The following is a 22,021-nucleotide window of genomic DNA, read 5'->3' as shown; positions in this document are numbered from 1 at the left end:
CGGGGGAGATATTTAATTCTCCCCTGAAAGATTATCGAGTTAAGATTTCGGCATATTTTTGTAAATTGATCCCGTAGGTCGTTTGCATGTATTTAACCACCAAATCGTATTTGTCGTTGATAAGTTGATTCCCGTATTGTTCCATGGGATCTTCGACATCCGTGGGATACGTTCCGCGAATCTGAGTTTCCGGGTATCTCATGGCTGTCCTGATCAGGTTCAGAAAATCCAATAAAGGTCGTTCCTCCGGGGAGGGTAAAATAAGGGGGCTATATTCGTAATCGTATTCGATTAACGGCATCCAAAGCGGAGCCCCGTATGTAGGTCCAAAAAAATCATTGAAATCATCTATCCGGAAATCGTCTCTCAATTGGGGAACAAATCCTCTCTTCTGGTAGACATTGTAAGCATCTCGTTCCCAAGGGGCAACCATATACTCGTAGTCATCTTTCTGAAACCATGGATTATCCTGTAACCAGTCTTCCAGAGAATAATAGCGTATCCCGATGGGAGAATCATAGTCCGACATATAAGCAAAATCGTCTGCTATCTTGTATTCTCCGGAGAGGAAACGGGCTTTTAACCCGGGATAACTAAAGCTGCAAGCGATGTTATGGATCATTTCCGGGGTTAATCCGGCTGCCAGTTCTTCGCTCATAAAACTTAGACACCAAAAATCCATTCCGTCTTTTTTTAATGAGATGTGTCCCCTCTTGTAAGTCGGAGAATGCGGATTTCCGTCAAGCAGATTATTCACGAGGTAGAGATAGACTGGTAGTTGGCTTCTGTCGGAAGCCTTGTTTTTGTCTAAATTTCCCAATAACCACTCTTTAACCAAATTTAGGTATACCTGAATATCTTCGGAGCTGGGGGTGGAACATACGTATATGGGCTCATTGTATTGCGGGATGGTCCATCTCCGGTTTAAATGGGTACTGTCAACTCCTTTGTAGATGATATACATTCCCCAATCTTTAGCAATCTGTTCGATTTCTCTGTCCCAAGGATCGTTGCCTTGTGGAAAATCAAAGCGAAGCAGATCGACTTTTTCCACGGTGACTATTTTGTCGTCGTCTCCGCATGATGCCAGACCTAATAAGGTTAGCAATACTATCGAATATATGAATTTTAACATCGTGTTTCGGATTAATATTAGACCATTTATTTCCTTGTTTCATTTTGAACTAAAGCGGGGTTTAGTTCAAAGGCTTCGTTCGGTATCTGTAAGGTGTATCCCGGATCGTTCTTTTCCAAGTAGAATTCGGTTGGCCGTTGTTCTTTATCATACCATACGTGTCTTAGTTTTTCCATCCCGTAACGACGCAGGTCAAACCATCGATGGTGTTCGAAACATAGCTCCCGGCGCCGTTCGCTTCGGACGAGCGTAATCAAATCATCGGCTATAGTCGTGGTAGTGTTTTGGAAATCACCATCACGAATGCGTTTTATCCTTAATTTGTCAATCATATCTTTAGCCTGAGTCAAGTATTCCCCTTTTCCTGTCTCTTTGTAGAGCAAGGCAGCTGCTTCTGCCGCGTTCAAATAGGCTTCGGTCACTTTAAAAGCCACTCCCCATTTGCCGTTTGACGTCCCCCAGTTTATGTTATAGTTAAACCCGACTTCGTACTTGCTGACAGGGACCCGGTAAACCGGAATTTCTCCGGAGAAGATAGACTCCCAGGTCAGATAATGGCTTTTTCTTAGATCAGAAGGGGCATAACTGTTAATCAGGTCGGTCGATGCGACACAGACAACTCTTCTTCTTCCCCATCCTGTGGCTTCTTTCACGTTAATATGTTTCATAGGCAAGGAGAGTACGTCCCCCTGATTACCGAATAAGAAGATAACTTCCGGATTCTCGTGGGTATAACATTCGGGATAGCCGCTGTAACGGTTTGGTAGTGGTAAGGAGTTTAAATCTCGAATCTCGTAAGGATGATCTTTAATAACTTTTTTACCGTAAGCCAAAGCCTGTTGCCAGTTTTCCATGTACAGGTAAGCACGAGATAAGATCAATTGGATACAGGGTAAATTGATTCTGTTATTCTGTAAATCCCTCTCTTCTTCCGGTAGGGTCGAGAACAGGTGTTCTGCTTCCAATAAATCTTTTATGATCTGTTCATAAACTTCTCCGACCGTATTTCTTGCCATTCCGGTTGCGGATAGCCCCGAATTTAATTTTAATGGTACGCCAGGAGCGTTCCGGTCAAAAGAATAGGGTTTCCCGTAAAGATTCACCAGATGGAAATAGAAATATCCCCGAAAAGCAAGGGCTTGTGCCTTTACCTTGTTTTTGTCATTCTCGCTACCCTGTACATCGTCGACATAATCTAAAACGGCATTACATCCGACAATTTTTTTGTATACTTCCCCATAGGTGTTGTATCCGCTAAACTCGTTTTTCATGTTTTTTGACCACGTGAATGCAAGTTTAATATGTGCCATATCTGCTTCGTAAAGATCGTCATAATCTCCCAAGTCGGGACGTGTGGCTACATCATCGTCAAATATACCCAGTACGCTGTAAAATGAACCGTCACTATGTCCGGGACCCATGTAAACCTCACCCAAGAGTAATTCATCCAAAGATTTCACCAGTTTAGGCACGTATTCGCTTTGTGATTTCGGTTCCAGAAAATCCTGACAGGAGATCAGGAAAAGTAGAGCAACCCACAAACTGTATTTTATTATTTTATTCATAAGGCATCATTTTTATAAACCAATACTCACGCTTAAAGAATAGGTTTTAGGTTGGACGCTATTACCTAATTCGGGGTCGAATCCGTTAAACTTTTTATCGGCAATCACGAACACGTTGTTTACGATCGCGTTCAGAGATAAATGTTTTATTCCTAATCTCTTACACCAACTTTCATTGATGTTCCAGGTCAGGGACATCTGCTGGCATCGTAAAAACGAAGCATTCACGACCCTGATATCCGATAAACCCCACATGTTGTAAGGATTATAGGTGTTTCCGTCCTGAAGAAGTATATATCTGTCTACTCTGCCCGAATATACTCCGGGGATATTGGTAAAATCTTCATCACCCGTTTTTTTCCAGCGTTTGGTTAACTCCTTGCTTAGATTGGTATTTGAGAGAGGAATATTTCCGTCTGCCGGGTAAGGATTTGGTAATCGTTTTTTGGCTCCTAACAGTAAAGAAAAGTTAGCCCCGAAGGTAAGCCCTTTCCATCTTAAACGAGTGGTCAACCCTCCCGTAAAATCCGGTTCTGTTTTGCCGCAATAGACAAGCATATCCGTATATTCCTGAATCTCTTTTAATTCGTATGAACCGTTCTTGTCTTTTATGAAATTTCCGTTTTCATCTTCTTTGAAAAGCAGGTTGAATTCGGGTATACCATCTTGCGAGTTTAATTTCCGGTACTTGAATGCCCAAAAACTGGAGATTGCATAACCTTTTTTCAATACTCTGTCTGAAGCCCCGTTGAGGTAGTCCGGTAATTTGATTTCACTGATCGATTGTGTTTGAGCTTTGTTCCAGTTTTTGGCAGAATTCAATCCGATAGTCCATCCCCAATCTTTGGTATGAATAGGAGTGATATTGAGGGTGTATTCAATACCCGAATTCGTAATTTTACCCCCGTTGATTTCCATCCCTTCCCGGCCGTATTCCAGGGCAATTTTTTGATTGACGATATTGTTGGAGGATTTTCGGTAGTATTCCAGGTTCATGGTAATCCAGTCTAACATCTGAATATCCACCCCAAAGTTCCAGGTCTTTGTTCGTTCCCAGCTTAAATGGGGGTTGGGGAGTCTGGATATTTTGGACATATATTCGCCATAGTACTGTTTTATTTGCCCCATAGTTAAGATCAATTCCGGACTGATACTGTTTACCGTGTTCCCTTGTATACCGAAAGAGGCCCGCAAATTGAATTGATTTAAAACGGGCGAGATCGATTGTAACCAAGGCTCTTGAGCAATATTCCAAGATAATCCGAAAGAATAAGTCGGATCGAATCGTTTATTTTGGTCTTGTCCGAATCGATTGGAGGCATCATTCCGAATACTGGCATTTAAAACGTAACGGTTTTTTAAAGCATAAGCTAAAGTGGCGAATAACGAAAATTGATGGGCTGTCATCGTACTACGGGTCCAACCTTCCCCGTTATACAGTTTATCCAATATACCCCAGTTTGTTACCTCGTTACCGATGGGTACGATCTCTTTTATCGGGGTCGGGGGAATGACTTGCTCTCCTCTTTCGGCGACGTACCCGAATATGGTTTGGGAACGATTTAAAGTGCTGGTAGAGGCCGCTTCCGTTCCAATCAGAATATTGATGCGGTGTATTTCGTTAACTGTTTTCGAAAAGGTGATTTTATTCTGAACGTTCCAGGCAAGTACCTCCGAAGCTCCGTTGTATAATTCTCCCCCGAAAGGTAGCAGGGCGGCTTTGTACCTGTCCGAACCGTATTTTTCCGAGCCGAAATCGTATCCTCGATAGAGATTGGCGATGTAATAGGTCTGTTCTCCGGCGTAAGATTCCGAATTGATGTTGTTGGTATTGATACCGCCCACGAATTCGTAACTCAGGTAAGGAAATATGTCCCATTTGAAATTTAGCGTGCTGTTTATCCTGGCAGCTTTCGATTTGGAGTAACTATGATCGACTTCATTCAGGATATGGTAATTTAAAAATATTTCATTCTTATTATATGTATAAAAACTTCTTTTTTGTTGAAATATGCGGTTTCCGTGTTCATCATATGCCAATACGGAACGACTGGTCTCCGTGGCGTATTTCATCGGGTCGACATTGGCCGCGTATCCCCAGGTGCGATCGATGGCTCCGACTATGTTAATGTCCAGGTGAATTTTCGGGTGAATATTTATACCTAAATTAATTCTTCCGCTTAAATTTTTTGCCTTGTTGTTTAGTTCGATTCCTGCTTGATCGCTATACCCAAGAGAAGCATTATAGACTATTTTATTATTTCCTCCCGATATACTTAAGTTGTGATTGTGACTAAATGAATTTCGGGTTAATAGTTTAAACCAATCCGTATTGGTGGATTCTAATTTCTGGATGGCTGTTTCTGCCTCTGTTTTGGTAATTTGTTTGTCATTGTATAGCCGCATGATTCCCTCGTATGTACTCATTGTTTTTGCCGGGACATCGGTGTAAACCGCTCCCGCGTCAAAAGCTTCCCGGCTAAACTGAATTCGCTCTTGTGAATTCATCAGATTAAACTGGTTGTAATTGGGTCTTCTCCTGAAGGAGAATGTGCCACTGTAATTAACGGTCATCTGGTCTTGTTGTCCCCGTTTGGTAGTAATTACGATAACTCCGTTGGCTGCTTTCGAACCGTAAATTGCCGTGGCGGAAGCATCTTTAAGGACGGTAATGGTTTCTATGTCCGCGGGGTTTAACCAGGAAATCTGATTCCCCAATATGTTTTTCAGATCGTCTACCATGATATCGTTTTGATTGATCGGTAGAGGATCGGGTTGAATTACTCCGTCGACCACCCATAAAGGATCTTGATTCCCCAGAATGGTAGAGGTCCCCCGTATTCGTATTTTGGGTGTCGTTCCTACCCGGGAACTGGTATTCATCACCAACATACCCGCAACACGTCCCTGTAACATCTGATCAATAGAAGTATAGGCCGGCATCATGATGTCGGAGGCTTTGACCGTTGTTACCGAACCGACTACATCACTTTTTCGTAAGGTTTGATATCCGGTAACGACTACTTCGTCCACGGTGGTAGCTTCTTCTTCCATCGTGATATTGATGATATTTTTGTCTTTGACAGGTATTTCTTTTGTTTTCATCCCGACAAAGGAAAACACGAGTACGACATCCTTCTGTTTCGGAATACGAATCGTATAATATCCTTTTCTATCGGTTGTGACTCCTATCGTGGTCCCTTTCAATATGATTGTTACTCCTGGTAACACGATACTATCCTTACCGATCACCTGGCCTCTGATACTTTGGATTTCATCCGATCCCGCAACTTTATGAATTCTGCTGATGATGATGTGTTTGTCCTGAATTTCATATTTCAAATCGGTTCCTTGCAGACAATAATCCAATATTTCCTGGATGGTTGCATTTTCGAATTTATAATCTTTTAAACCGATTCGCTGAATCTCCCGCGTGTTGTACACGAACGAATAGTCGCTGTTTTTTTCAATATGCAGGTATACCGTACTTACCGGAACATGTTTCAATTCAAACGTAAATCTTTTTTCTTGGGAAACCCCTTTTATGGGTATACTTACCAGAAAAACTACAAATGAAATTTCCAGAAACTTTCTCAGTAGTCTCAATTTTTCACGGGGGAAATGCCCGTCTGCGTCATTTTTTTTCATAAGTTTGCATGTTTATTAGCGTTAATTGATAAATATTTACGGGGAATTTGGGTGGAGCCGATTCCCCGTTGTTTTTTGTTCTTTTTTGTTTTCTATCGTGATAAAACGTTCTCTTTGAGAAAAACCGATAGCTCCCGTTCGGGACAAAATGTCCAAAATAAGGTTGATGTCGTCGTATTTTTTCAGTCTGGCCGTTAGTCTTATTTCTGTAGTACCTGTATCTGCAAAACCGTAATCGAAGTCGTACCATTTGGATAATTCTTTCATGATTTCACCTAAGGTTGCCTCGTTGAATATAAAATAACCGTCTTTCCAGGAAGTGAAATAGATCGTTTCTACGTCCGCTACCTTTCCTTCGTCTTTATCGATGCAGACTTGTTGTCCCGGTCTGATCAGGTAGGTTTCGCCGCTTCGGTTTTTTACCGCTACTTTTCCTCTTACCAGAGTGGTACGATTTGTTTCTCCTGTATAATCTCTTATGCAAACCTCCGTTCCCATGACGATTACATCAGAACGGGAAGTTTTCACGATAAAAGGAGTTTCGTTGTGTTGTACATCAAAGTAAGCCTCTCCGGTTAATTCCACTCGTCTCTCTGCTTGAGAGAAATGGACGGGGTAGCGTAATTTTGTCTCGGCGTTTAGCCATACCTTTGTGCCGTCGGCTAATACCAGTTGAAATTCAGCTCCCCGGGGAGTTTCCATCGTGTTGTATTCTATTTCTTGTGAGGTCGTATTGTCGATCGTTTCATAAGATACTTCCCCTTTTTCCAACACCCGAATGTTCGCGTGATCTCCTTGTAGTAGCGTATCTTGTTTTTCGAGTAAAAGTTTTTTCCCGGAAGCTAACGTCAGGAAGGCTTTACTCTTCCCGGTGGAGATATATTCCTGCCGTGCGATCATTTCTTTTTCTTCTGTTGTACCCAATAACCAAAGCCCGGTAAAGCTCAGAATCATAGCGATGGAGGCTACCATGGCCATGATTCGCTGCTGTTTCCGTTTGTGAAGCATGTGTCTTCTTGTTACAACCCGTTGAAAAGCTATATCGGTGTTGACGATTTCATGAATGTGTTTTTCGAAAGCCGATTCGTCCATAAGCGAAAGAAATAAACGTTTATTCTCTTCGGATTCGTTCATCCATTCATCCAGTATTGTTATCTGTTCCCATGTCGCTTTTCCGGTAATAAACGTTACGATGATATCTGCTATATTTAAACTTTTCTCCATTCTTATTCTAATTTTTATATATTATAAACACATGACCGAATAAAAAGGGGTAAAAGATTTTATAAAAAAATGTGCTTTAATACAATAAAGTAACTCTAATGGATATTATAAATGGAATATTGGTGTAAAATATATTTGATAAAATGCAATAAGAATGTAAAAAGCATTAAATTTGGAGATCGTTTAATGATGTTTCGGATGTAAAGAAAAAGAGGTGTTTTCATAATGGATCGTAGTTATAATATGTATGAAGAAGATCGGTATAAAATTTTGTTCAAAGAATTTTATCACCCTCTTGTGTGCTTTGTATTGCAATATCTTAATGATCATGAGGTAGCTGAAGATCTTGTTCAGGATTTATTTGTTCACTTGTGGACAAAAGAATTAAAATTCAAAGATGAAAATATGCTTCGTGCTTATTTGTATCGTTCGGCCCGGCATAAGTGTTTTAATTATCTGAGGAATTTGAAAATTCAACAACATCATGAAAGAAAGATTATAAAAGAACAGGAGTTACATGAATCTTTTTCTGTATTGCATAATATGATTCGGGAAGAGGTATATCGTCAATTGTTTGATTCCATAGATCGGCTTCCTCCCCAGTGTAAAAAGATTTGTTTGATGACCTTGGACGGAAAGAAACCATCGGAAATTGCTGCAGAACTCCATCTTGCCGTGGAGACCGTGAAAAAACAGAAAAAGATAGCCCAAAAACGAATTCAGGACGAATGGGGAATTTCATCTTCTGTTTCTTTATTATTTTCTTTTTGGATTTTATAGAGATAGGATGAGATACTGTTCTTTTTACCGTTTAAATCGGTTGTTTTGTAGAATGAAATAAGTAAAACCGCCCGAAAACTTTAGTTTCCGGACGGTTTTTTAACACACACAAAAAAATTGAAACATTAAATATAAGACTTGTCTTATCAGTTTTTGGCTTCTTTGGTCAAACGTGTCAATTCGAATAACATGGCTTGATAATGTTCTCTGGAATCCCGATTCGGGGCCGTGTTTATGGCTTGTTTCAATAGCTTTTCGATCTTTATCGCCGTTGCCCACAAAGTGGTATTTGTCTCTTCGATGGTTTTCAGTTCGACTTTTCTTTGCCATCTGTAGCCTCCTGTTCCGAATTCGTCGGTAATCAATTTTTTGGCTACAGTACCGGCTCCCTGTTCTGCCTCTATCGAGCGGAATTCGTCGATATAGCGTTCGGTCAATCCCGTTTTGTCCAGTCCATAGAGATAAATTTCTTCGAGTGAAGGTAAAAATGCCTCGTCGGAGGTGAGACCCATGGTAAGTTTTTGTTTGTTTTTATCTGCCAGAGTGCTTGCCATGGAAGTAATCATCATTTTTTGCATGATTCTATCCCCGGAAGTAACTTTTCGACCTTTAATAGCGCTCTCCCAAATACCACTATATAAGTCATCGAAATACTCTTTTATCGTGTAAGGGTCTTTGGAAACGTGAGCGGACAATAACACGTTATTCCGGGATTTCCATAAAAGTTCGGCGGTTAAATCCTGAATTTTAGTGGAGATGGCCACTCCTAAGCCGATTTTATTGGTAATCTCTTTATTATCTAACCAATCGCAGTTTTTAGTCTGGTTCAATACCCATTTCAACGCGGCGCGTTGTGTATTTTTGGGGACCGACTGGAAGCGTTTACCCGGTGTTCCGTCTTTTACTTCGTTGAGGTAGATACCACCCACGTTATACATAACGTTATTTATATAGCGGAAATATTGATTGCTAATTGAATTATATAGTTTTGTCCGTTGTTCGACATCCGGATCATCCGTGATCCATTGGTTCAGGTGAGACAGTACGTATTTCAGGTTTTTGATCCCGTAATCTCCCGCTTTCATGGCATTATCTCCCAAATCTTCTTCTATGGATGTCGGGTCGAATCTGGAATAAATTTGTTGTTTGCCGTAGCGATAAATCGGATCATTGGCCTTTTCGTCGACCCAACTTTCCACTATTTTTGCCTCGTCTTCGGCATTTTTAGCTTTCGGGAAGTAGGAATACAACCATTTTACCGCGTATTCGTCATATATACCTAAATCGGGAGGAGAGAGGGAGACTCCCTTATCTGTAGGTTGTGCCACGTAATTGTACCGGGCGTAATCCATGATCGAAGGGGTTGTCCCGTATTTTTGGGTAAAAGAAGCAGAACGTAATGAATCCACGGGGTAAGCGGCAGAAGAAGCCATGTTGTGCATAAAACCGAGCGTGTGTCCGATCTCGTGAGCTACTGCATAAGCAAGGGATTCATTTATCACGTCATCGGGCATTTTCTTGGAACGTACCCTCGGGTCGACTTGTGCCGTCTGGGTGAAACGCCATTCGTTGATCAATCGGATCAAATCGTTGTAAATGATTACAGACGCGTTGATGATTTCTCCGGTTGTCGGATCTACCCAAGAGGGACCCATTGCATTAGGTATATTGGTCGGGATATAGCGGATACAAGAATATTTTAAGTTGTCCGGGTCAAACTCGGGATCATCCTTCGGGAAATCCCGAACTTGCATCACGTTTTTAAAACCTATTTTTTCGAAGGCCTTGTTCCAGCGTAAAACGCCATCTTTGATAGGTTGTCTCCATGTTTCCGGGAAAGCATCATCCACGTACCACACGATCGGTTTTACCGGTTCGACCAATTCTCCGCGTTCGAAAGCCGCTACATCCGAGGGTTCTAAACGCCAGCGATTGGCAAATGAAATGGCTCGCATGCCATCCTCTTTGTCCGAGAGGGATTTTTTTCCTGTCAAGAAGATGCCTACTCGGGCATCTGAATACCTGGGACGCATTTTATGTTCGGGTAATAACAATAAAGAGCGGGTGGTGTTCACGGTAAAAGGTTCGTTGGAAAGCAGGGTGATGAGTCCCAGCATATTGATTGAAACACTATAAGAGTATGATGTTTTGATTACCGCGTTATCATCAAAAGCTTTGATTTCTCCTAATCTGGTTCCTCCTGTTTTAGGAGTTGCTACTACGGAAACAACGATACTACCTTTGGTGACTGGAGACATCTCCGCGCCGGTAAATAAGGTGGTCATGTTTAATACCACGGCAGTACTGTCGTTATTATATGCTTCGATCTTGTAGGTATTGATGATCGGGTCCAAAAAGTTCCGATTCCTCATTACCTCTTCACGGGATTCACTCGTGTTCAGTTCGGTGGAAACGTTCACTCTCTTCATAAATACTGTGCTGTCCTCCATGGTGAATTTTATGTGCATGGGAGCTTTTTCTTTGAAACCGATTTGACAAAACATATCGTCACTCGTTTCCGAGGCTACGGAGGCCAGTAACATATCGCGTCCCATATACTTCACCGGGATTTCCACGTACAATTTACCCTCGATCTTGTGTAAATTGATAAACTTGCTTTCAGACGTTTGTCGTCCCGGCTTTTTCATTAAATTCTCGTAGGGGGTCTCTTTCTTTTTGGGAGCTACCTGCTCGGTCTTGTCCTTCTCTTTTTTCTTTTTCCTTTTTCTGGAAGCGCCATCGGCCTCGTTAACACAGGGAAAAATCAGTAGTGTCACTACAAATAATACTAACCATTTTTTCATACATCATTATTTAAAATTATACAATACGGAGGAATTCTTCTTGTTTTTATCTTTCATGCTAAAATCAGATTTTTCCTATAATTTATTTACTTGTCCAGATCGTCAATCATTTTTCCGAACTTCTCTTTGTCAGATGCGGTTGAGAAAGCAGTCAAAATCTTGTTCTTTAATTTTTTTATACCCGATAGAAGGGTCTCGTTCTTATTTTGGTGCGCAATTTGTAAAACCTGGGGTAATATATAGAGATTACCCTGTCCCGAGGTCATCATGGTTTCGATCGCACGAAGCATTTTGTCGGTGTCATTTAGCAGGGTCGCTTCCAGAAAGTCGAGCTGTTCCAAAAGTCCGGTTTTGTTTTTCATGTCGATCGTCGAGAGTTGACGACGCAGATCGCGTATGCTGTCTGTTGTTTTTTTCTTGTCGATAGATTCCCCTTTTGCAAGAGCATTCGTGTAGGAGTTAATGATTCCTGAGAAACATTGATACAGAAATAAATCGATGTTTAATTCTCCTACGTTTCTTTTGAATGTATCTAAGTTTTCCAACACGAATGAAAATCCGTCGTCCCCGTATTTTTGGTTTTCAAGTAAAAACCAGTAATCGGCCTGCATTCTTTCCTCTTTGCTTAAACGGGCTGTTAACTCCTTCAGTACTTCCATGCTTCGTTTTCGTTCGGCGGTTTCTTTTAAGAGAAAATAGTAGTTTTTCAGCTGTTCGTTGTTCATTCGACCGGAGGCATGTAAATTTTCCTGATAACCGAAAGAGTTTTCTGTTACCATTCCCCGTTTTACTTTCGTGACGAAATCTTCTGCGTTAAGGCTGCTGCCTACTAATTTATGATATAATGTTCCGTCCGGATTCAAGATCAAATAGGTCGGGTATGCTTTGATGTCGAATTTTTTTCTCAGTTCGGCACCTTCTTTTTCCATATCGTACTCCACGCTGATAAACAACGGGTTGAAATAACTGCCGGCGGCGGGTTGTGTCAATATCTGTTCTCTCATTTGCTTGCAGGGACCGCACCACGAGGTGTAACAGTCGATAAAGAGATACTTTTTTTCGGTTTTAGCTTTGGTGAGGGCTTCTTTGAAACTCAGTTTTTCAAAGTTCACGCCCTGACCGAAAGCTAAAACAACAGATAATATAAATGCCGGAAGAAGAATAATTCTTTTCATAACACCTTTTATTCAGTAGTTTATTAAAATTGTTTGTTCTTTTTCAGGAACTCTTCGAACGCTTCTACCCATGTTTTTACCAGATCGAACTTGCGGAGTATTTTAGGGTAGTCTTTGTACTTTTCTTTTAATTCATCTTCTCGTCCGCGATAGGCGTAAAAGTAGGTAATGTACTCGATAAGGTCTTCTTCGATCGATGGCGATCTGTAACCTTTTCCGTCTTTTAGAAGAGAAACCCACCTGAAAAAACTTTGTTGTTCGGGGCTTTCCATGGGATATAGGCCGACGTTTTTATTGTAATTCGATCCAAACCATAAACCTTCGTCCGTTATTTCTGAAAATGTTTCCACACCTTTGTCATAATTTGCCTGAATCCAACTTTTACTTTTGGCAGCTAAGATGCGACAGGCCCATATATTCAATTCCTCGTCTGTCATATCCGGAAGCTTGTGTAACTCTCCTATCGTGACACCTTTCAGACTTTCGGGATAGATAGCGACTTCTCCCCAGATGCGCGTATTGAGATCGCTGAAACCTTTGTACAAGGTATCGACCAATAGTATGGAAGAGGGTCTGTATATTCCGCTTTTAGGTAAACGGGGAAGCACTTTTTCCTGGATAGCATGTAGTGCTTTAAGCATGGCTGCGGAGTCGGAGGATATTTTTATGGATACGAATATGTCCGTGCTGAAAATATGATATCCGGGTTCAAACAGTACCAGATCTTTTATCGGATTTCCGAAATGATCCACGCGATCGCTCCCCTGATGAATAGTATCATTGACAAATATGGGCATATTGTCATTTGTATAAATGCTGTAAATTAACTGGTTGACTTCTCCTGATTTCTTTTCGATAACGAACCAGTCTAACATGTTTTCCGTGGCAAACACCTTCTCTTCCTTGTCACAAGCGGAGAATAGGAGGAGGGATAAAGTTAGATAGAATAAATATTTTAACATGTCTTTGCGTTTAAATGTTTAATAATAGATTAGTTGCGATCTTCTCTCGGCGGATTGTCGATCAATACTCCGTTGTTGAAAACAAGTTCTTCCGGAGGTATGGGTAATACCCAGGCATTGTCTTCTCCGTAAGGTTTCAGCTTGTAGATTCTGTCCAACGGAGCTTTCTCGCCATAACTGGTTGCTGATCTGTATACCGCGTGGGATATGGACCTTTTCTCCGGATATTTGTGGGAGACCGCGTAACGGCGTAAATCGAACCAGCGATGTCCCTCGAAAGATAACTCTTTACGCCGTTCTTCCCGGATGAAATCGATCATGCTTTTACCGTTCAGTCCGTCGACAGACGGATATTTGTGGTCGGCATAACGTTTATCCATCAATGCTTTTAAGGTATTTGCGGCTTCCGGTTGATCCAGCATAGCTTCGGCTTCGGCTTTATTCAAGTAGACTTCGGCAGCCCGGAGAATAAACGAGTCGAAAACGGTCGGTTTCGGAAGTGTAATATTCCAGTTCGCGTATTGATTGTCCGGACTTTTTCTCATGTAGTAGTTGGAACTCTCTCCCGATGTCCTGGACTGTTCCAGAAAACATGTTTTCCGTAAATCTTCCAATCCTTGGCTTTCGTACTTGGAGTATAAAGCGTACAATTCGTCGGAAACTCGATAGCGTACATTACCAAAGTTGTTATCCATTAACAAACCGACGGTTGGCGAACCTTGCGTGAAGAAAACCTCCGGAGAGTCCGACGTGTTGAAGTAATCGCGCTCGGTTTCTCCCGGGACGCCGTTTCCCGGATTAAAATCATTTAAATCTCTTAGCTTGCATCCCAATTCCATGATTTTATTACACTCGTTGATCGCTAATTGCCATTCACCCATGTATAGATAGACGCGACTTAACAGGGTACGGGCGGAAACTTCATTTGCACGGTAGATCGTGGGTTGTTGTATCCCCTCCAAATTGTTTATGGCATCTTGCAGATCCGTCACGATTTGTTTATAAATAGTGGCTACGGATTCTCTTGCGAAATATTTTGCCTCGATGTATTCTGTTAAATTCAAAGGAACACCCGGGTCCCGATCTGCTGTTTCCCGTGAATACGGGTTCGCGTAAAGGTTTACAAGCATGAAATAGTATCCGGCCCGTAGGAATAATGCTTCGCCTTTGATGCGCCGCCTCATTTCTATGGGATCGGAAGGAAATTCTTTCACGTAAGAAATAATTACGTTCAAATAGCCGATGTGTTCGTACATTCTTTTCCAATCGACATCTTTAAAAATAGATCCGTTATACCCTATGAAAGGATTTTTCGCCCATGCATAAAAATTTCGCATGTAGTATACGGGATTACCAGCGAAATCAAGAAATACTTGTCCTGTCAGGCTCTCTTCTGAATCATCGTCCATGATATGCAGATAGGGATAATAACCGTAATCCGAACCATAATAAAATAGGGTCAGATTGTCCGATTGCTTCATATACCCGTTTCCGATCAAAATCTCGTCCAGATCGGCACAGGAGTTGGCATAGGTCAGGTCTTGCGAGTACTCGTGCAGGAAGTCGCCGCAAGAGACACATAAAAAGGCTCCTATAATTAAATTGAATATCTTTTTCATAATACCTTGTCTTACTTAAAATGTAACATTTAATTGTAATGAATAAGTGGGTCTTACGGACATGTTAATCAAGTCCGACGTTCCGGATTGCGAGGGATCCTGTCCTTTTAATTTGCGGCTGCATATCGTGAATAAATCAGTCCCGCTTATGCTGACATAGGCTGATTTGAGATATAGTTTTTTACAGAATTGATCCGGTATGACATAACGCAATGAAGCACTTTGCAGTCTTACATAATTTCCGGATACGACCCGTGTATTTGAATTGTCGTACATATCCCAAATGTTTCGGGCGAATTTGTAGGGTTCGTTACTCCACCACGGATCGAGTGTTTTGGACCATTCGGAATGAGGTAATATCCCCGGAATATTCGTGTGTGATTCATCTCCGGAACGTTGCCAACGTTTCGTGAGCTCTTTACGAAGATTTCTTTCCGGTCCTACGATACTGCCGTCTGAAGGATACATTCTGAATAGCCGGATTTTGGAACCGAAGCTGTAAGCTAAATTGAAGGAGAGACCTAAATTTCTCCAGCCGAGATAGTTGGAAACTCCCCCCTGTAAAAAAGGTTCGCGACAGCCGGAACGTTCCATCACGGTCATGTAAACCTCTTCTTTATCCATACCCGCGTAAACCTCTTTCATGTCGATTTTTTCGCCTTCACGGGTTACGAATCGATCCGCACCGTAAAAAAGGGGAGCACCGTTACGGGGATCCAATCCCTTGAATTTGTAGGAATAAAACGTGTTTAGTGGCTGTCCGGAAACTTGTACACTTCCGTCTAAATAATTCGAGTAGGTTATTTCATCCTCTATTAGCTTATCTTTGGGGGTAACCTTATCTATTAATTGATTGATCACCGAACCTAAATTGGGGTTGAAACGCCATATGAATCCTTTGCGACTGCCGTTTGTTCCCATCGTGTTGACCGGGGTTAAATTTAAAGTGACTTCGACTCCTTGATTGGTCAAATGCCCTGCGTTGACCGTGTAATTCTCAATTCCGTTTACGGTCGATACTTTTTTATTTAAGAAGGCATCCGACGTGTTACGGTAATAGTAACCGATAGAGCCTTGTACCTTATTTTGAAACAAGGAAAACTCCAAGTCGATATTGTATGTAGATGTTTTTTCCCATTTTAAATTCGGGTTGGGGTATCTGTTGATCGTAGAAAAATACTCGTTAAACAATATATTTGTTCCTTGTCTCTGAATGATTAATCGGGGAGAATCCTGAGCCGACATGTTTCCCTGGTAACCGAACGACATTTTAAGGGCAAGCATATTCAGCCAACTCACGTCGCTTAAAATGTTTTCATGCATGTTCCAGCGACCGGATACGGACCAGATCGGTAGCAGCCGGTCGTTACTGGCATCTCCGAATTTGTTGGAAGCGTCGATTCGCATGTTGGTATTCAAAATATATGAGTTTTCGTAAGAGTAACTTACGCTTCCCACGAGTCCCACTAAGTTGGTCAGGTTGTGGCTCAAGCGTCCCAGTGCCTTGGGGGTCATCAACCATTTTTTATAGTCAGGATATTTGTTGCCTTCAATATCGATGGCATCGAATATCATCCCGCGTCCTGGGAGGTATCCCCGTCTGGTGATACTGAAGCCGGTGTATTTGGAAGAGCTTAATTCTCCGATGACATTTGCCGTTAGCTGATGGCGTTGGTTTTCGTCCAACATTTTGTTGAAATTCAGAGAGGCTCGCAGGCTATAACTGTTGTTTTTCGTGTTGCTGATTTGTAATTCTCCCCCCACCGGACAAGTCGAGAAATTGGAGATTACTCCGGTTTCTCTGTCTTTTCGCCGTAGATTGGAAATATACCAGGTATCTTCGCCGAAATAAATTTGTTCATTCGTGTGCGATACGTTATAGGCAAACACAACTTCCGCTTTCAAAAAAGGAAGGACTTTGTACCCTAAATTAAGATTCAGGCCGATTTGATCCGTATCGATGTCGTCCGAGGAGTTTTTGTATTCGTTGATAATATTGAACGCATGCTCCTCGTTGTTGTTGGTCCCGCTTGTCAGCCGTTGATAATACAGTAAGCTTCCGTCTTTGTTGTAAGGGGAAACGCTTCGCGAAGTGTTGTAAGCGTAGTCGGTCATCCCGACATCTTTCGGGGTATACTCTTTTTTCTGTAAATTGGCATTTAGACCAAAATGCAAGGAGAAACGCTTGTAATCTACATTTAAGTTGACCAAACCCGAATAACGTTTATTCTGTTCTCCCCGGAGGTTACCTAATTCATCCATGTATCCCAAAGAGGCGTAATAACGTATGTTGTTCGTACCTCCGGACAGACTCAACGTGTGGTTCTGGGAGTATGTGTCTCGCATCAATGTGCCCAACCAGTCCGTGTTTGCTGTTTCCATGGCACGGACCGAATTGATGAATTCATCGTGGGTGATCACCTTGTTACAATAATCATAATAAGCGGATTCATATCCGACCCAACTTTTCAAATCCGGGATGGCTAACTGGGCGTTGATCAACTCCCGGGAATAAGCGATGCGTTCTTGAGAGTTCATCACGTTTACCGAGCGGTCGGTGTAACGGGGACGAAGCCGGTAGGTCCCAGACACGGAATAAGATATGGACGGTTCGCCGACCTTACCTTTTTTCGTGGTAATGACGATGACGCCGTTGGAAGCCTTGGGGCCGTAAATGGCAGTTGCCGATGCGTCTTTCAGGACGTCGATCTGGTCTACGTCGTCCGGGTTTAATCCGGAAATGGCATTTCCCAGCAGATTCACGAAATCCAAATCATTGACGGAAGCCGGATCGACATTCACCGGATCGGTTAGGATGATTCCGTCCAATACCCACAATGGAGCCGTGGATCCTAAAATCGTGGTCGTTCCCCTGATCTTAACCTTGGGTGTTGCTCCCACTTGTCCCGAATTACGTATAAAAATCATCCCCGGCACATGACCTTCCAGCATTTGGTCTACGGTGTTGATGCCTGCCACGGCAATGTCTACTGCTTTCAAAGAAGTTACGGAGCTGGTTAAATGACGTTTGTCTACTTTGTAATAACCGTAAGACACCACTTCATCCAATGTAGCGGTTTCTTCCTTCAGGATCACGTGAAGCGGTTTTCCCTCTTTCGCCACTTTTTCCACGGACTTCATCCCGATAAATGTAAACAATAATACTATTTTTGACGTGTCATTGGGAATCAGTAGTTTGAATTCTCCTTTCGTGTCTGTAGCCGTTCCTATGGTTGTCCCTTTCAATCTTACCGTTACCCCGGGTAAGGGAATCGAATCTCTATCCGTGACTTTGCCTTGTATCGAAACGTTCTTTTTCTCCTCCTGCTGACGTTTGCGAATAACCACCGTATTGTCCATCAATTCGTAATATAGACCCGTACCTTTCAAACAAATATCCAATACTTGTGTGATCTCCATATCTTTGATATCAACCGTAATCCGTTTATTGTTTTCTACTTGTTCGTGATTATAGACAAACAGATAATCGGACTGCTGCTCGATTAGTTTAAATACTTTTTCCAGTGAACTCTCTTTTACCTGAAGCGAGATTTTGGTATTTTGAGAATACAAAGCGGCGGATAATGGCATCGAACTAACAAATAATAGAATAAATGTTAATTTCATTATGTCCATCGCTTTTTTTAAAATACGATTCCTTAAAAATCGCATTTGTCGATTTTTCTTCATAGATTTGTTTTGCTAAAAAATTAAACACATTGTTGTTTTTTAAGCTGTTGAAAGGCCTAATTTTCAACAGCTTTTTTGTCATTATTTCGAGATTACCACGGTTCTTCCCTGCATGGTAAATTTTATCGCACCCGTTTTTTCCAAAAAATTCAACATTTCGTTGATATCACTATGGCGACGTATAGTCCCGGTAAAATGTAAATCTTTTACTTCAGGAGTTTTATAATTAATTTCGACATCGTACCATCGGGACAAGATGTTCAATACTTCTTCCAGGCGTTGTTTATTGAATACAAACCATCCATCCTTCCAGGCTACGAATTCTTTTGTATCTACTTTGGATAACGTAACCTTTCCGTTTTCTTCCCGGAGCTGCATGGAAGGATGAAGCAAGTATCCCTGTTTTTTAATAACTATTTCAACCTTACCCGTCACTAACGTGGTCACGAAGCTTCCGTCGTAATTGTTGATATTGAAGCTTGTTCCTAATACCTTGATCTCGTTGTCGCCCATTTCCACGATAAAAGGTTTTTCCTTGTCTTTCACGACCTCGAAATAGGCCTCCCCGTTCAATTTGATCCGGCGTTCTTTTCCGGTGAATCGTGAAGGGAACTCCAATTCTGAAAGTGAATTCATCCATACCCGGGTACCGTCTGCGAGGATCAGTTTATATTCGCCTCCTTTCGGTACGATGATTTGGTTGTTTTGCGCTTCTCTTTCCGTGCTGCCGGAGTCCTTTGTAACGGTTACGATTCCTTGATCTTCCGATTGAATGATCGCACCGTCTAATCGGGTGTTTATTTCGGTTTGACCGTCTAATACATAGTGTTCGCCATTGGCTAATTTCAGAAATGCTTTATATCCGCCTTTTGGGGGAATAACCGTTTCCCGGGTAATCGTTGTATCTTTGGTTTGCGGTTCCATGATGAACTTATAGCCGATCCCTAAACAGACGCCAATAAGCAGAATGGCGGCATATCGCGTTAAAACTATTTTGCGTTTTGGTTTTTGGTAAATCCTTTTCCGGATAGTATTCCAACTCTTCTCTTTGTTCTCTTTTTTCCGAAAATGAAACCTTTTTTGCAATGATGATTTGTCTTGTATCCGGTAGAGTAACTCGCTATGGGTAGGAGACTCCTCAATCCAGCAACGGAGTGCTTTTTCTTCTTCCGGAGTTAATGTCCCGTCCAAGTAGTGTTTTATCAACCGGATTCTTTCCTCTATGGTCTCGTTTAAATCTTTTTTCATCTCTTCGTATGGTAACGACCCTATTGGGGGCATCATATTAAATACAAAGAAGTCGTCCGGGTGGACGACAGAGAAAATGATTTTTTTTGAATTTTTTTCTATAGGCGTACGGATAACTAAAATCCTAAAATGATGGAAATAATGAAGAGATTATTCAGTTTAGTTTTTAAAGCTTGCCGTGCACGCGCTTTGTGGGTTCTCACTGTATTCACGGAAATGTGCATAATTTCTGCAATTTCTATGTTATTTTTTCCTTCGAGATGCATCAGTATTACTTTTCGCTGTTCGCTCGGTAATTCGTCGATCTCTTTCATCACCAGGCGATATACCTCCTCTTCCACTACCATATCGGCAAACCCTTCTTCGGAGGCCAGCAGTTTACATTCGTTCTGGTATTTTTCTTCTAACTTTTTAATGCGGATATAATTGAGGCAACGGTGACGCATGGATTGATAGATAAACATTTTTAAATGCAAGCCGGATTCGATGGTTTCTTTGGCTTTCCACAGATTGACAAAAACATCCTGAACAATATCGATAGCGACCTCTTCTTCTTTTAACATACGCGTACCGAATATGCACAGGGAGTCGTAGTACATCTCGTAGTAATAGCGAAATGTCTCTTCGTGTCCCTCTCTGAAGGAAGTCAATCTGTTTTCAGGAATAATAGTCATGTATTCTTGTTTACTATCTATAAACGAATGTCGCAAAAATACATATTTTTCCATTGGTACCAAATTGAAATAGAATAGAAGGTATTTATTTTCGTATTGAAATATAATGAAATATTGTTGCGTTAATATAGTTTGTTCTGTTTTTACGCTCCCGGGAAACTTTTTTTTCGGATTACCTCGATTTTTAAGAACCGTTCTCATTTTTTTTAATGGGGTTGTCACCCATTTGCGGAAGAAGTGTGTTTGTGGTGTATAAAAGATGCAAAGAAATGAAAAAAGAAAAAGAGATATACGAGTTGATTGTTGCTTACCTGCTGGAGGTTATTTCAGAAGAAGAGAGGATGGAGTTGCAGGAATGGATGGATAAGCATGAAAGTCATAAACGTTTATTTGCTGAATTATGCGATAAAGAGCGAATGAAAGAGGAGATCGGACAATACGCTTCGTTTGATACGGAAGGCCGATGGAAACAGTTTGAAAAGAATTTGGAGCAAGAGAGGAAAAGGAGCAGAAGGGGCGTCATTTGGAAGATCAGTGCCGCGTCTGTTGCGGTTTTGTTGGCGGTAGGCATAGGTTTACTTTACTATCCTTCGAAAAAGGAGAGTGTTAAACGGAATGCAGAGGTCATGGCTATCGTTCCCGGGGAGACTCAGGCTGTTTTGATATTGGGCGATGGACGGGAGGTCGTTTTAAAAGGAATGAGAGACACTACTTTGTTGACGGGAAGCGGTGAACAAATCCGGGTGGATGAAAAGGGTGAGCTGCAATATGCTTTGTCTGAAAAATCGAATATACCGGAGATGCATACTTTGCGGATTCCGCGGGGAGGGGAGTACAAAATAACCTTGGACGATAGTACGCGGATATGGTTGAATAGTGAAACCCAATTTACCTATCCTGTTCATTTCACGGGTAAGGAACGGAAAGTAAAGGTAACGGGAGAGGCTTACTTTAAGGTGACGGAAAATAAGGAAAGGCCTTTTATCGTGGAAACGGATAAAATGAATATACGCGTATTGGGAACCTCTTTCAATGTTACGACTTATTCGGACGAGGAGGAAAGCAATACCACATTGGTGGAGGGGAGGGTCGAAGTCTCTTTACCGGGAAGTACTGAAAAGATCGTACTGAAACCGGGAGAGCAGGTTTTGATACGGAAAGAAAAGGCAGAGGTACGGAAGGTAAACACGAAATTATATACCTCCTGGATGCGGGAGCGTTTCTCGTTCGAGAGCGAAGATATGGAAGCGGTTATCCGCAAGTTATCGCGCTGGTATGACGTCAGTTTCTTTTTTACCAATCCGGAGATGAAGCAAAAGCGGTTCACGGGTAGTATCCCGAAATACGAAGAGATCCACCGGGTGTTGAAAATGATGGAGATGACGACAAGTATTCGTTTCTCCGTAAAAGATAAGACCATTATTGTACGATAAAATACAGGAAGTGCAGCGAACACCTCCTGTATGGATTGAAAAATTGATGTAGTATAAACAATTT

General features: G+C 41.7%; 13 protein-coding genes. 2 read left to right on the top strand and 11 right to left on the bottom strand.

Annotation, left to right across the window (positions count from 1 at the left end; genetic code table 11):
* Window positions 1–31: 31 nt before the first annotated feature.
* Genes DMB45_RS11095 through DMB45_RS11080 form a run of 4 tightly spaced genes read right to left on the bottom strand, consistent with a single transcriptional unit; the run spans window position 32 to window position 7,572 of the window.
* Window positions 32–1,135 carry a hypothetical protein gene (locus DMB45_RS11095; RefSeq protein WP_110688773.1) on the bottom strand — a complete coding sequence of 368 codons (1,104 nt, stop codon included), beginning with the start codon at window positions 1,133–1,135 and terminating at the stop codon, window positions 32–34.
* A 26-nt stretch (window positions 1,136–1,161) separates the two neighbouring features.
* On the bottom strand, window positions 1,162–2,700 hold the full coding sequence (locus DMB45_RS11090; RefSeq protein ID WP_041504119.1) for a RagB/SusD family nutrient uptake outer membrane protein: 1,539 nt from the start codon (window positions 2,698–2,700) through the stop codon (window positions 1,162–1,164).
* A 12-nt stretch (window positions 2,701–2,712) separates the two neighbouring features.
* Window positions 2,713–6,348, bottom strand: coding sequence for a SusC/RagA family TonB-linked outer membrane protein (locus DMB45_RS11085; protein ID WP_110688772.1), 3,636 nt, complete (start codon window positions 6,346–6,348; stop codon window positions 2,713–2,715).
* A 36-nt stretch (window positions 6,349–6,384) separates the two neighbouring features.
* Complete coding sequence (locus DMB45_RS11080; RefSeq protein ID WP_041505058.1) at window positions 6,385–7,572, bottom strand: FecR family protein; 1,188 nt, start codon at window positions 7,570–7,572, stop codon at window positions 6,385–6,387.
* 225 nt (window positions 7,573–7,797) lie between these two features.
* On the opposite strand from DMB45_RS11080, the gene DMB45_RS11075 reads away from it, so the two are divergent.
* Window positions 7,798–8,352: an RNA polymerase sigma-70 factor gene (locus tag DMB45_RS11075; protein ID WP_041504122.1), complete on the top strand. Its 555-nt coding sequence runs from the start codon at window positions 7,798–7,800 to the stop codon at window positions 8,350–8,352.
* 146 nt (window positions 8,353–8,498) lie between these two features.
* Here DMB45_RS11075 and DMB45_RS11070 read toward each other — a convergent pair whose 3' ends face one another.
* The 7 genes from DMB45_RS11070 to DMB45_RS11040 all read right to left on the bottom strand — a co-directional run bounded on the left by DMB45_RS11070 (window position 8,499) and on the right by DMB45_RS11040 (window position 20,578).
* Window positions 8,499–11,156, bottom strand: a complete 2,658-nt coding sequence (locus DMB45_RS11070; protein ID WP_041505059.1) for a zinc-dependent metalloprotease — start codon at window positions 11,154–11,156, stop codon at window positions 8,499–8,501.
* 86 nt (window positions 11,157–11,242) lie between these two features.
* Window positions 11,243–12,331, bottom strand: a complete 1,089-nt coding sequence (locus DMB45_RS11065) for a thioredoxin family protein (protein ID WP_052649382.1) — start codon at window positions 12,329–12,331, stop codon at window positions 11,243–11,245.
* 23 nt (window positions 12,332–12,354) lie between these two features.
* A complete protein-coding gene (locus DMB45_RS11060) occupies window positions 12,355–13,293 on the bottom strand; it encodes a hypothetical protein (RefSeq protein ID WP_041505060.1) in 939 nt (312 codons plus the stop codon).
* A gap of 29 nt (window positions 13,294–13,322) precedes the next feature.
* Window positions 13,323–14,912 (bottom strand): RagB/SusD family nutrient uptake outer membrane protein, encoded by a 1,590-nt coding sequence (locus DMB45_RS11055; RefSeq protein WP_041504125.1) that lies wholly within the window; start codon window positions 14,910–14,912, stop codon window positions 13,323–13,325.
* A 15-nt stretch (window positions 14,913–14,927) separates the two neighbouring features.
* Window positions 14,928–18,539 (bottom strand): SusC/RagA family TonB-linked outer membrane protein, encoded by a 3,612-nt coding sequence (locus DMB45_RS11050; protein WP_236684964.1) that lies wholly within the window; start codon window positions 18,537–18,539, stop codon window positions 14,928–14,930.
* A 144-nt stretch (window positions 18,540–18,683) separates the two neighbouring features.
* Window positions 18,684–19,850 carry a FecR family protein gene (locus DMB45_RS11045; RefSeq protein WP_181416513.1) on the bottom strand — a complete coding sequence of 389 codons (1,167 nt, stop codon included), beginning with the start codon at window positions 19,848–19,850 and terminating at the stop codon, window positions 18,684–18,686.
* A gap of 116 nt (window positions 19,851–19,966) precedes the next feature.
* Entirely contained in the window at window positions 19,967–20,578 is a 612-nt protein-coding gene (locus DMB45_RS11040; RefSeq protein WP_236684965.1) for an RNA polymerase sigma factor, read from the bottom strand.
* A gap of 215 nt (window positions 20,579–20,793) precedes the next feature.
* Here DMB45_RS11040 and DMB45_RS11035 point away from each other — a divergent pair, with 215 nt between their 5' ends.
* Window positions 20,794–21,957, top strand: coding sequence for a FecR domain-containing protein (locus DMB45_RS11035; RefSeq protein WP_181416512.1), 1,164 nt, complete (start codon window positions 20,794–20,796; stop codon window positions 21,955–21,957).
* Window positions 21,958–22,021: the final 64 nt, after the last annotated feature.

Origin of the sequence: Sanguibacteroides justesenii, from assembly GCF_003204205.1 — a bacterium.
Lineage (GTDB): Bacteria > Bacteroidota > Bacteroidia > Bacteroidales > Marinifilaceae > Gabonibacter > Gabonibacter massiliensis.
This window is presented reverse-complemented; position numbering and strand designations above follow the sequence as displayed.

What these genes read in the sequence shown, in the direction of transcription:
- DMB45_RS11095 (WP_110688773.1), bottom strand. Translation starts at nt 1,135, where the DNA reads ATGTTAAAATTCATATATTCGATAGTATTGCTAACCTTATTAGGTCTG.
- DMB45_RS11090 (WP_041504119.1), bottom strand. Translation starts at nt 2,700, where the DNA reads ATGAATAAAATAATAAAATACAGTTTGTGGGTTGCTCTACTTTTCCTG.
- DMB45_RS11085 (WP_110688772.1), bottom strand. Translation starts at nt 6,348, where the DNA reads ATGAAAAAAAATGACGCAGACGGGCATTTCCCCCGTGAAAAATTGAGA.
- DMB45_RS11080 (WP_041505058.1), bottom strand. Translation starts at nt 7,572, where the DNA reads ATGGAGAAAAGTTTAAATATAGCAGATATCATCGTAACGTTTATTACC.
- DMB45_RS11075 (WP_041504122.1), top strand. Translation starts at nt 7,798, where the DNA reads ATGGATCGTAGTTATAATATGTATGAAGAAGATCGGTATAAAATTTTG.
- DMB45_RS11070 (WP_041505059.1), bottom strand. Translation starts at nt 11,156, where the DNA reads ATGAAAAAATGGTTAGTATTATTTGTAGTGACACTACTGATTTTTCCC.
- DMB45_RS11065 (WP_052649382.1), bottom strand. Translation starts at nt 12,331, where the DNA reads ATGAAAAGAATTATTCTTCTTCCGGCATTTATATTATCTGTTGTTTTA.
- DMB45_RS11060 (WP_041505060.1), bottom strand. Translation starts at nt 13,293, where the DNA reads ATGTTAAAATATTTATTCTATCTAACTTTATCCCTCCTCCTATTCTCC.
- DMB45_RS11055 (WP_041504125.1), bottom strand. Translation starts at nt 14,912, where the DNA reads ATGAAAAAGATATTCAATTTAATTATAGGAGCCTTTTTATGTGTCTCT.
- DMB45_RS11050 (WP_236684964.1), bottom strand. Translation starts at nt 18,539, where the DNA reads ATGAAATTAACATTTATTCTATTATTTGTTAGTTCGATGCCATTATCC.
- DMB45_RS11045 (WP_181416513.1), bottom strand. Translation starts at nt 19,850, where the DNA reads ATGAAAAAAGATTTAAACGAGACCATAGAGGAAAGAATCCGGTTGATA.
- DMB45_RS11040 (WP_236684965.1), bottom strand. Translation starts at nt 20,578, where the DNA reads ATGGAAAAATATGTATTTTTGCGACATTCGTTTATAGATAGTAAACAA.
- DMB45_RS11035 (WP_181416512.1), top strand. Translation starts at nt 20,794, where the DNA reads ATGAAAAAAGAAAAAGAGATATACGAGTTGATTGTTGCTTACCTGCTG.